This window comes from Thermobacillus sp. ZCTH02-B1 (assembly GCF_002159085.1).
GTDB lineage: Bacteria > Bacillota > Bacilli > Paenibacillales > Paenibacillaceae > Thermobacillus.
Genome location: NZ_LZRU01000027.1, coordinates 1 through 10,501 on the forward strand (window position 1 = coordinate 1; position 10,501 = coordinate 10,501).

Annotated in this window: 10 protein-coding genes and 1 riboswitch; all 10 genes read right to left on the minus strand. The window is 67.6% G+C overall.

All coding sequences use genetic code 11. From position 1 onward, the window contains the following. Window positions 1-310 precede the first annotated feature (310 nt). The 10 genes from A9Z00_RS11730 to ychF all read right to left on the minus strand — a co-directional run bounded on the left by A9Z00_RS11730 (window position 311) and on the right by ychF (window position 10,175). Window positions 311-1,558, minus strand: coding sequence for a serine hydroxymethyltransferase (locus A9Z00_RS11730; protein ID WP_296977503.1), 1,248 nt, complete (start codon window positions 1,556-1,558; stop codon window positions 311-313). 86 nt (window positions 1,559-1,644) lie between these two features. Next, on the minus strand, window positions 1,645-2,232 hold the full coding sequence (locus A9Z00_RS11735; protein WP_296977506.1) for a TIGR01440 family protein: 588 nt from the start codon (window positions 2,230-2,232) through the stop codon (window positions 1,645-1,647). Window positions 2,233-2,250: 18 nt separating this feature from the next. Beyond that, window positions 2,251-2,700 carry a ribose 5-phosphate isomerase B gene (gene rpiB / locus A9Z00_RS11740; protein ID WP_296977509.1) on the minus strand — a complete coding sequence of 150 codons (450 nt, stop codon included), beginning with the start codon at window positions 2,698-2,700 and terminating at the stop codon, window positions 2,251-2,253. A gap of 92 nt (window positions 2,701-2,792) precedes the next feature. Beyond that, window positions 2,793-2,874: riboswitch (ZMP/ZTP riboswitch) on the minus strand. A 132-nt stretch (window positions 2,875-3,006) separates the two neighbouring features. Continuing rightward, window positions 3,007-3,828: a low molecular weight protein arginine phosphatase gene (locus A9Z00_RS11745; protein ID WP_367189488.1), complete on the minus strand. Its 822-nt coding sequence runs from the start codon at window positions 3,826-3,828 to the stop codon at window positions 3,007-3,009. 66 nt (window positions 3,829-3,894) lie between these two features. Then, complete coding sequence (locus tag A9Z00_RS11750; protein ID WP_296977511.1) at window positions 3,895-4,455, minus strand: manganese efflux pump MntP; 561 nt, start codon at window positions 4,453-4,455, stop codon at window positions 3,895-3,897. Window positions 4,456-4,530: 75 nt separating this feature from the next. Next, window positions 4,531-5,688, minus strand: a complete 1,158-nt coding sequence (locus A9Z00_RS11755; RefSeq protein WP_296977514.1) for an L-threonylcarbamoyladenylate synthase — start codon at window positions 5,686-5,688, stop codon at window positions 4,531-4,533. 85 nt (window positions 5,689-5,773) lie between these two features. Continuing rightward, window positions 5,774-6,655, minus strand: coding sequence for a stage II sporulation protein R (gene spoIIR, locus A9Z00_RS11760; RefSeq protein WP_296977515.1), 882 nt, complete (start codon window positions 6,653-6,655; stop codon window positions 5,774-5,776). A 265-nt stretch (window positions 6,656-6,920) separates the two neighbouring features. Then, the gene (gene prmC / locus A9Z00_RS11765) at window positions 6,921-7,859 is read right to left on the minus strand and encodes a peptide chain release factor N(5)-glutamine methyltransferase (protein WP_296977518.1); all 939 of its coding nucleotides are present in this window, start codon (window positions 7,857-7,859) and stop codon (window positions 6,921-6,923) included. 55 nt (window positions 7,860-7,914) lie between these two features. Beyond that, window positions 7,915-8,994 (minus strand): peptide chain release factor 1, encoded by a 1,080-nt coding sequence (gene prfA, locus A9Z00_RS11770; RefSeq protein WP_296977524.1) that lies wholly within the window; start codon window positions 8,992-8,994, stop codon window positions 7,915-7,917. 80 nt (window positions 8,995-9,074) lie between these two features. Then, the gene (ychF, locus tag A9Z00_RS11775; RefSeq protein WP_296977521.1) at window positions 9,075-10,175 is read right to left on the minus strand and encodes a redox-regulated ATPase YchF; all 1,101 of its coding nucleotides are present in this window, start codon (window positions 10,173-10,175) and stop codon (window positions 9,075-9,077) included. Window positions 10,176-10,501: the final 326 nt, after the last annotated feature.

Here is a 10,501-nt window from a genome sequence, read left to right on the forward strand (position 1 = left end):
ATCCGGACGCGCGCCGGATGCCGCTTCCCCCGCCGTCTCTTCCGGGACCGCCCGATGCGCCCGCTTCATCCCGGGACGGACGCCGCCGGACCGGAACATCGGACGCCGGAGCCGGAGCCGTCCCCGGGGCCGGCCAAAAGAACAGCCGGCCGGGACCCCTGCCCCGGCCGGCTCGGGACGTTCGACCCGGGACCACCGATCAACGCATCCGCGATCCGTGATCAACCTCCGGCGATCATCGGATCCGCGGTCAACGGCGCCGTGCGGCGGACCCGCTTCCATGCCTTCCCAAAAGGTGCCGAACCGAATCTCAATATTCGAGATCCGGATACAGCGGATATTGCTCCGTCAGTTCCTTCACGATGCCGCGTGCCTTCTCCAGCACCGCTTCGTCCTTCGGGTTCTTCAGCGTCATCGCGATGACGCCGGCGATCGTCTTCATCGCCTCCTCGCCCATGCCGCGGGAGGTGACGGCCGGCGTGCCGATCCGGATGCCGCTCGTGACGGCCGGGCTCGTCGGATCGAACGGAATCGCGTTCTTGTTCACCGTGATCCGCACCGAATCGAGCACCTGCTCCGCTTCCTTGCCGGTGATGTTCAGGTTGCGCGTGTCGACGAGCATCAGGTGGTTGTCCGTGCCCCCGGAGACGAGGTTCAGTCCCTCCGCCATCAGGGCCTCCGCGAGCGTCTTCGCGTTCTTCACGACGTTCTCCGCGTACGTCTTGAACGACGGCTGCAGCGCTTCGCCGAGCGCGACCGCCTTCGCCGCGATGATGTGCATGAGCGGACCGCCCTGCGTGCCCGGGAAGACGGCCTTGTCGATCGCCTGCGCCCAGGCCTTGCGGCACAGGATCATGCCGCCGCGCGGACCGCGCAGCGTCTTGTGCGTCGTCGTCGTCACGAAATGCGCGTGCGGCACCGGGCTCGGATGCAGCCCCGCCGCGACGAGGCCCGCGATGTGCGCCATGTCGACCATGAGCAGCGCGCCGACCTCGCGCGCGATTTCGCCGAGAATCTCGAAATCGATGATGCGCGGATACGCGCTGGCGCCCGCCACGATCAGCCGCGGGCGGTGCTTGAACGCCGCCTTGCGCACTTCATCGTAGTCGATCGTGTGCGTGTCCTCGCGGACGCCGTACGAGACGAAGTTGTACAGGAGCCCGGACGCGTTCACCGGGCTGCCGTGCGTCAGATGGCCGCCGTGCGCCAGGTTCATGCCGAGCACCGTGTCTCCCGGTTTGAGCACCGCGAGATACACGGCCAGGTTCGCCTGCGCGCCGGAGTGCGGCTGCACGTTCGCGTGCTCGGCGCCGAACAGCTCCTTGGCGCGGTCGATCGCGATTCGCTCCGCGATGTCGACATATTCGCAGCCGCCGTAATACCGCCGGCCCGGATAGCCCTCGGCGTACTTGTTCGTCAGCACCGTGCCCATCGCTTCGAGCACCGCCCGGCTGACGATGTTCTCCGACGCGATCAGCTCGATGTTGTCCCGCTGCCGCTGAAGTTCCAGCCCGAGCGCCCGGACGATCTCCGGATCCTGCCTGCGCAGAAATTCCATGTTCCACTTTCCTCCCGCTTCGAATCAATATGATGTGAGACAAAAGGATATCCCCGGGATATCCCCGTCGTCGTCCCTTCCGACCGTCAAACCCGCTTCTCCGGCTCCCGTTCCTCCGGCTCGAGGACGTACACCGCGCGCGCCCCGCCGATCAGCTTCGGACGCGTCCGGGCCATCGTCACGTGCGCCTCGCCGATCGTGCGCACGGACGGCCGGACCGGCACCGCCACGGGCCGAAGATGCATGCCGATCAGCGTGTCGCCGATGTCCAGGCCCGCGTGCGCCTGCACGGATTCGACCAGGCAGGCGTCCTGCAGCCGCCGGTAGGCGTACGCCGCCATCGCGCCGCCCGCTCCCGGTACCGGCACGGCCGACACCTCCACAAGGCCGTAGCGTTCGGCCGCCTCGCGGGTCACGACGAGCGCCCGGTTGAGATGCTCGCAGCACTGGAACACCGGATGGAAGCCGATCTCGCGCCGAACCGCCTCGATCCCGGCGTAGATCGCCGCCGCCACCTCCGTCGTTCCCGCCGTTCCGATCCGCCGGCCGATCACCTCGCTCGTGCTCGCCCCGATGACCAGCAACTGTCCGGCCTTGAGCCCCGCGGCCTCCGCGAGCTCGCGCACGCAGCGCTCCGTGTCCTGCGCAATCGCCTGAAGGCGCGCCTCATCCATGGCGTCCGACCTCCCGCCTCACGCCTGCCTGCGCTCGATCGCCATCACTTTGTTCACGCGGTTCAGATGCCGCTCGTTCTGCGAGAACGGCGTCTCGAGCCAGACGCGCACGATCTCCTGCGCGAGGCCGGGCCCGATCACCCGCTCGCCCATCGCCAGCACGTTCGAATCGTTGTGCTCCCGCGTGGCCTTCGCCGAGAACACGTCGTGCACGAGCGCGCAGCGGATGCCCGGCACCTTGTTCGCGGCGATCGACATGCCGATGCCCGTGCCGCAGATCAGGATGCCGCGGTCGGCTTCGCCCTTCGCGACCCGCTCGCACACCGGCAGCGCGTAGTCCGGATAGTCGACCGACTGATCGCAGTCGCAGCCGAAATCTTCGACCTCGTGGCCGAGCTCCTTGAGCAGCGGCACGATCTCGCGCTTCAGCCTGTAGCCCGCATGATCCGCGCCGATTGCGATTTTCATCGAAAGACCGCCTCCCCGTGGGTGATACGTGTAGTATGCCTTGCCCTCGAGAAAAAGACAAAAAGAGCATGGTCGCGCCATCCGGCGCGAATGCTCTTTGCCCAGGCGACCGGCCGATATTGTCCGATGCTCCACCGTGGTTCCCCACTAACGTCGCCAGTCACATCGGACCCGTCTATGTCAAGTCCATCATAGCGGATGATGCGCGAAAAATCAATCGGCCATCGTCAGCCCGCCGATTCCGCCGGCCGCGTCGGGCTGGCCGACGTCGCTTTTCGTTGACGGCGGCGATTGCGGCATCCGTTCCTATTCGCCGCCGGCCCCGTTATTGCCGCCGGCGCCGTCGCCGCCCGCCGCATCGTGTCCGCCGTCGGCACCGGTTCCGCCTTCCGCGTCGGATTTGCCGTTTGCGTCGGAATGGCCGCCTGCGTCGGGTTGGCCGCCGGCATCGATGTCACCGTCAGCGCCGGATTCGCCGTTTGCGCCGGCGCCTCCGTCCGGGCCGGGATCTCCGGCTGCGCCTTTTTCGCCCCCGGCCTGCTCCTCCGCCGATGCCCGCGTCAGCTTCGCGATCAGCTTCTCCAGCGCGGCGTCCAGCTCGTCCGCGACCTTCCGGTACGTGTCGAGCGAGCCGCCGAAGGGATCGGCGATGTCGAAATCGGGCACCCTCGCTTCCAGCTCGAGAAGCCGCGCCCGCTCCTCGTCGCTCAGCTTCCCGCCGATGGCCTGGCGGAGCTGCCATTCCGTATACAGCCGCTCGAGCTCGGCGATTTCCGCCAGCACCTCGGGCCGGTCCTCGACATACTCCTTCAGCGTGTGCGTCTTCTCCAGCGCCTCCGGGTACCGCTCCAGCAGCATCCGCTTGTGGCCGGCGGTCATCGTCAGGATGAGGTCCGCCCATTTGACCGCCTCGACCGTCACGGGGCTGGACAGGCCATCGTGCGGTACCTGGCGCTCGCGGAGCACTTCCGCCGCGTGCGCGGACACCGGGACGCCGCCCACGGCCGCCACGCCCGCCGACCGGACTTCGACCGGAACGCCGCGCTCCTTCGCCTTTGCCCGGAGCAGCGCCTCGGCCATCGGACTGCGGCACGTGTTGCCGGTGCAGACGAACAAGACACGGACCACGCCGCATCCCTCCCAAACCATGTGCGCAACCCATGCGCGCAAGAGATCCCCGGCTCCCTATTATAATTATAGTAAAAACATGACGCCGAACGCGAACAAAATCGCCCCGCCGCACGTTTCCCCGTACTCGCCGAGTCCGCTGCCGACCCGCCGCCCGAGCAGCAGTCCGGCGATCGACATGACGCCGCCGAAGAAGCCGGACAACAGCACCGTTGCCGCGGGGTCCGCCGCGAACATGCCGAGCGGCACCCCGACCGAGAACGAATCGACGCTTACGACGAGCGCGAGCAGCAGCAGGCCGAACGACGAGCAGTGATCGAACCGCGGCGCGTCCCCGCCGCGCAGCGAGCTGTATACCATGTGGCCGCCGAGCAGGAGGAGCAGGAGCCCGCCGATCTTCGTCGCCATGCCGCCGAGCAGGCCGCTTACCATCCGCCCCGCCGTCATCCCGAGGAGCGGCATCAGCGTGTGGAACGCCGCCGTGGCGGCGCCCAGCTTCAGGATGTCCCGCTTGCGGATGCCCCTCAGCCCGATGCCCAGCCCGAGCGAAAAGGCGTCCATCCCGAGCGCGATCGCGATCGTGAGCAGCGTAAGCAGCTGGCCGGTCTGCACAGCGTCAAGCGGCATGAATCCGACTCCTTCCGCACAGGGTCTCCCCGTATACCTATGCGGACAAGTCCGGATTCATGTCCGGCCCGAAGGTTACACCCGGACGATCCGCCCGCCGGCGGCCTTCGCAAGCCGGTTCATCAAGGCGAGCCCGATCCCCTCCGGCGGGCACCCTTCCGCCCAGATCCGGTCGATGCCGCGCGCGTCGAATGACCGCAGCGCGGCGTAGAGGCGCTGCGCCGCCTCTCCGGGCCGCGCGAGGCTGCCGCAGACGACGACCGCGTCGGCGTCGTAGAAACCGGCGTGCTCCTCCCAGGTGAGCACGCCGGTGCGGCAGCCGGCCGCGCGGGCCGCGGCCGCCTCGCGGCCGATGTAGCCGCGCACCGCCGCGCGGTCGCCGATGACGAGCGTCATTTCGCCGCGGGGCGCATAGTGCGCGTACTTCATGCCGGGCGAACGCGGCGCCGCGCCTGCGCCCGTCCCTTCCGGCGCGACGCCCGGGCCGGCGCTGCGCAGTCCGGCCGCCGGCTTTCCGCCGTCCGGGAGTCCGCGCCCTCCGCCCGCGCCGCTTCCCGCGTTCCCGGCGACCGCAACTCCGTCGACATCCGCGACGGCCACTTCGCAGCCCGCCGCCTCCGCGAGCGCCTCGGGCGTCACGCCGCCCGGCCGCAGCACGTGGATGCGGCCGTCCGCCATCATGACGACCGTCGATTCCAGGCCGACCTCGGCCGGCCCGCCGTCCACGACGCCGTCGATCCGGCCCTCCAGATCCTCGAGGACATGTGCCGCCAGCGTCGGGCTCGGCCGGCCCGAACGGTTCGCGCTCGGCGCCGCGATCGGGCAGCCCGCGGCCGCGATCAGCCGCAGCGCGACCGGATGCGCCGGCATCCGCACCGCGACCGTATCCAGCCCGGCCGTCACCTCCGGCGCCACCGCTCCCGGCCGGACCGGCAGCACGATCGTCAGCGGCCCCGGCCAGAACGCGTCCATCAGCCGGGCCGCCACGCCGCCGTACGGCAGCGCGAGCTCCCGGAGCTGGTCCCGGTCGGCGATATGAACGATGAGCGGATTGTCCGACGGCCGCCCCTTCGCAGCGAACACCCGCCGCACCGCTTCGGCATTGCGCGCATCCGCGCCCAGCCCGTACACCGTCTCCGTCGGGAACGCCACGATCCCGCCCTCGCGCAGCGTGCGCGCCGCCTCCGCGATCGCGGCGTCGTCCGTACCCCACAGCTTCGTCTTTCCGTTCACCTGATGTTTCCTCTTTCCCGTGCGACAATCAAGCTCGGTTGTCATTGCCAATCATTATACCAGACGGCCGGTCCCCGGCAACCGTTCAGCCGAACAGCCGCCGGAAAAAGTCCAGCACCCGCTGCAGCAGATCCCATATCGCGAACCGGATTTCCACGTCCTGCGCGTCTCCCGCCGTCTTTCCCGTTTTGGCCGCGGCATCCTGCGCATGCCGCGCATCCCGTCCGCCGTCCGCCGCGTTTCCCGCGTCCCGTTTGCTCTCCGGTCCGTTCACCGCGTCCCGGCCGTGAGCCTCTGCGCCATCCGCTTTCGAGCCGACCGCGATCGCCGCATGCCGATCCCGGACGCCCTCCGTCCCGCATTCCGCCATCCCGCCGCCGCTTCCCGCAACCGCCGCGTTCCGCGCACCGATCGCCTCTCCGGCGGGCTCCCGTTTTTCGGGTTTTCCGCTCTTCACCGCATCGGCAAAACAAAGCGGAGGAAACAGCACGCACCACCAGTTCTCGCCCCTGCCCGCCCCGAGCGTGATGACCAGCGCGTCGTATTCACCCGCGGGATACACCCGGCCGCCGTGGATTTTCGCCGGGAACGGCGCGGGACCGAGCCGCACGGAAGCCCCGTAGCCGAATCCCCGCGCCGCAAGCTCCCGCTTCACGAGCGCCTCCAGTTCGGGCAGGGCGGCCGCGATCGCATCCCGCGCCTCCGCGGCCGATTCCGCGCCGGCCGTAAGCCGTTTCAGTTCGCCCGCGACGGCGCCGCGGACGTGGCGCTTCACCGCCTGGTCCGGCGCGGAGTCCGAATTCGCCAGAATCCTGAGGCGAATCGCCTCCGCCGGAATCGCCCCGGGCGCCACCGCCGCGTTTTCCAGCGCGTTGTCCCATGACATGACCAGCAAAGCCGCCAGAAGCAGGACATACCCGTACACCGGTCGATAAGGCATACCGAAGGAATAAGTGCGGATCACCATGTTCACACAAGCTCCTTGTGCGGCGCCCGTCGGCGCCCAGGCTTGCGTTCCGGAACGGCTGCATCCCCCAGTATGCCCGCTCTATCAATCTTTCAAACTTGCCGTCGCAGATTTGGACGGACACGCATGAACCGGAACAAAAAAGCCCCCGCTTCCACGAGCGAAGGGGACACCGGAAAAACGACCGCGGAGGCACCCTGCACCGGATCGTCGCAGCGGGTACCGCGGCGGGGAGAACGCGTCGGCACCCGGACCGCAGCGGACCCTACCGCGCGCAGGCGATGACGTGGCGCTCGATGCCGGCGTAGTCGCGGATGATGCGGAGGTCGGGCCAGCAGCCCGCGTCGGACAGCAGGCCGGCGACGGCGCGGGCCTGCCCGAAGCCGACCTCGAAGGCGACGACGCGCGGAACGGCCGGCAGCGTCCGGAGCCGGGCCGCCATGCGGCGGTACGGATCGAGCCCGTCGGGGCCGCCGTCGAGGGCGAGGCGCGGCTCGTAATCGCGCACTTCGCGCTGCAGACCCGCGAGGTCGGACGAAGGGATGTAGGGCGGATTGGACACCACGATGTCGAGCTTGCGGGCGTCCCGGCCGCCCGCCGCGAACGGCTCCAGCAGGTCGCCCGCAAGGAACGTGATGCGCTCCGCCACGCCGTGGCGTTCCGCATTCGCCCGCGCGACCGCGAGCGCGTCCGGCGACAAATCGGTTGCGAAGAGGCGCCAGTGCGGGCGGCGCACCGCCAGCGCGACGGCGATCGCGCCGCTGCCCGTGCCGATGTCGGCCACATGCAGCCGCGGCGCCGCGCCGGCGCCGTCATCCGGCCACAGCCGGTCCGCCGTCTCCAGCACGGCTTCGACGAGCAGCTCGGTCTCGGGCCGGGGAATCAGCACGGCCGGCGTCACGGTGAACGGCAGGCCGAAGAACCACTGTTCGCCGGTAATGTACTGGACCGGCTCGCCCGCCGCCCTTCGGCGCACCATCGCGGCCCATTCCCCGAGCCGGTCGTCCGGCACCGGCTCGCGCCAATCGCGCAGCAACGAAGCCCGGTCGATGCCGAGCGCATGCATGAGCAGCCATTCCGCGCTCGCGCGCGGTTCGGCCGCGCCATGCGCCTCCAAGTAAGAAGAAGCCTGCAGGCAGGCTTCTCCGATCGTGATCCCGCCGGCCGGCTCGAAACGGTCCGCGCCGTTCCGCTCGTCCGCCATCCGGCAGCCTCCTTTCACGCAAATTCACGCAACCCAACGGCGTTCCCCGGGTGCGTCAGACGATCGCCGCGTTCTCCTGCTCGAGCAGTTCCGCCTGTTCGGCCAGGATCAGCGCATCGATGATTTCGTCGATTTCGCCGTTCAGCACCGCGTCCAGCTTGTGCAGCGTCAGTCCGATCCGGTGGTCGGTGACGCGACTCTGCGGGAAGTTGTACGTCCGGATCCGCTCGCTGCGGTCGCCGGTGCCGATCTTGCTCCGGCGCTCGTTCGCCAGCCGCTCCTCTTCCTCCCGCCGGCGCATCTCGTAGATGCGCGCGCGCAGCACCTGCAGCGCCTTCTGCTTGTTGTCGTTCTGCGATTTGCCGTCCTGGCAGGTGGCGACGATGCCGGTCGGGATGTGCGTCACGCGGACGGCCGATTTCGTCGTGTTGACGGACTGGCCGCCGTGGCCGCTCGCGCAGAAGGTGTCGACGCGGATGTCCTTGTCCAGGATTTCGACTTCCAGTTCTTCCACCTCCGGCAGCACCGCCACGGTCGACGTCGACGTGTGGATCCGGCCGCCCGATTCGGTCACCGGCACGCGCTGCACGCGGTGGGCGCCGCTCTCGTATTTCAGCCGGCTGTAGGCGCCTTTGCCGGAGATCATGAAGATGACTTCCTTGAAGCCGCCGAGATCGCTGACGCTCGCGTCGATCAGCTCGACCTTCCAGCCCTGCGTTTCGGCGTAGCGGGTGTACATCCGGTACAGATCGCCCGCGAACAGCGCCGCCTCTTCGCCGCCGGCCGCGGCGCGAATCTCGACGATCACGTTCTTGTCGTCGTTCGGATCCTTCGGAAGCAGCAGGATGCGGATGCGCTTCTCGAGTTCTTCCTTCCGCCTCGTCAGCTCGTCGATCTCTTCCTTGACCATGGCGCGCATGTCTTCGTCCAGCTTCTCGCCGAGCATCGCCCTGGCGTCGTTGAGCTGCGAGACGACTTTCCTGTATTCGGTATAGGCCTGGTAGGTTTCCTCCAGGTCCGATTGTTCCTTCGAGTATTCGCGCAGCCGCTTCGGGTCTGCCGTGACCGCGGGATCGCACAGCAGCTCGCTCAGCTTCTCGTAGCGGTCCGCCAGCGACTGCAAACGGTCCAGCATCATCGATGAACACCCCTGCTTCAAAGTTCCGTACTGTTCATTATAACACAAACCCGCTCTCCGCGTTCGGGCCGCCCCCGCTAGACGTTGAAGCGGAAGTGCATGATGTCGCCGTCCTGGACGACGTAGTCCTTGCCCTCGAGGCGCAGCTGGCCGCGCTCGCGCACGGCGTTCATCGAGCCGGCCGCCACGAAATCTTCGTAGGAGACGACCTCGGCGCGGATGAAGCCGCGTTCGAAATCGGAGTGGATGACGCCGGCCGCCTGCGGCGCTTTGGTGCCCTTGCGGATCGTCCAGGCGCGGACTTCCTGCTCGCCGGCCGTGAAGTACGTCTGCAGGCCGAGCAGCCTGTACGCCGCCTTGATGAGCCGGTCAAGGCCGGACTCCCGGATGCCGAGTTCCTCGAGGAACAGCTTCTTGTCCTCGCCTTCGAGATCGGCGATCTCGGCCTCGACCTTCGCGCAGATCGGCACGACTTCCGCGCCCTCCTGTTCGGCGTAAGCCCGGACGGCCTGCACGAGCGGATTGGCGTCCGGATCCGCCGCGTCGGCTTCGCTCACGTTCGCCGCGTACAGGACAGGCTTCATCGTGAGCAGGTGCAGATCGCGGACGATCAGCTTCTCCTCGTCATCCAGCGCGACGCTGCGGGCCGGCTTGTCGGCAAAGAGCGCCTCGCGGATCCGCTCGAGCACCTCCACTTCCCGGAAGAACCGCTTTTCCCCGCTCTTCGTTTGTTTCCGGGCGCGCTCGAGGCGCCGCTCCAGCGTCTCGAGGTCGGCAAGGATGAGTTCCAGATTGATCGTCGCAATGTCGCTCAGGGGATCGACCTTGCCGGCGACGTGGGTGATATTTTCATCCCGGAAGCAGCGGACGACGTGCACGATCGCGTCCACTTCGCGGATGTGCGCGAGGAATTTGTTGCCGAGCCCTTCGCCCTTGCTGGCTCCCGCGACGAGGCCGGCGATGTCGACGAATTCGAAGGTCGTCGGCACTTTCCGCTGCGGCTTCACGAGTTCGTACAGTTTGTCCAGCCGCTCGTCCGGCACTTCGACGACGCCGACGTTCGGATCGATCGTGCAGAACGGATAGTTCGCGGATTCGGCGCCCGCCTGCGTGATGGCGTTGAACAGCGTCGATTTTCCGACGTTCGGAAGGCCGACGATGCCCGCTTTCAGACCCATTGCTCCTGCAACTCCTTGTCTCTCTCAAGCCTCAAATCTCTCCCGCCATTATACATGAGGGACGGGAGGCAGTGAAGTCCGGCCGAAAAAAGGTCTGAGTCAAGCTAGTGTGGGCACCTTTTTTGGATTCTGGATGCGAACTTGAAAAGAACCTTTCCCTTGTAAGCGCTTTTGATCTTCTTCCTTATGGGATTGGCGATTCATTTTTCTGGTATTAGTATCCTCTAAGCCCTTTCAATGCCATGCCCGTTGTGCTACTCTGCCACGGCCCCCTAAGCAACCGGATCATCCCGTTAACGTATCCTTTGGTCGGTCGTATAACGTCC

What these genes read in the sequence shown, in the direction of transcription:
- prfA (WP_296977524.1), bottom strand. Translation starts at nt 8,994, where the DNA reads ATGCTGGACCGTTTGCAGTCGCTGGCGGACCGCTACGAGAAGCTGAGC.
- rpiB (WP_296977509.1), bottom strand. Translation starts at nt 2,700, where the DNA reads ATGAAAATCGCAATCGGCGCGGATCATGCGGGCTACAGGCTGAAGCGC.
- A9Z00_RS11735 (WP_296977506.1), bottom strand. Translation starts at nt 2,232, where the DNA reads ATGGATGAGGCGCGCCTTCAGGCGATTGCGCAGGACACGGAGCGCTGC.
- A9Z00_RS11750 (WP_296977511.1), bottom strand. Translation starts at nt 4,455, where the DNA reads ATGCCGCTTGACGCTGTGCAGACCGGCCAGCTGCTTACGCTGCTCACG.
- spoIIR (WP_296977515.1), bottom strand. Translation starts at nt 6,655, where the DNA reads ATGGTGATCCGCACTTATTCCTTCGGTATGCCTTATCGACCGGTGTAC.
- prmC (WP_296977518.1), bottom strand. Translation starts at nt 7,859, where the DNA reads ATGGCGGACGAGCGGAACGGCGCGGACCGTTTCGAGCCGGCCGGCGGG.
- ychF (WP_296977521.1), bottom strand. Translation starts at nt 10,175, where the DNA reads ATGGGTCTGAAAGCGGGCATCGTCGGCCTTCCGAACGTCGGAAAATCG.
- A9Z00_RS11730 (WP_296977503.1), bottom strand. Translation starts at nt 1,558, where the DNA reads ATGGAATTTCTGCGCAGGCAGGATCCGGAGATCGTCCGGGCGCTCGGG.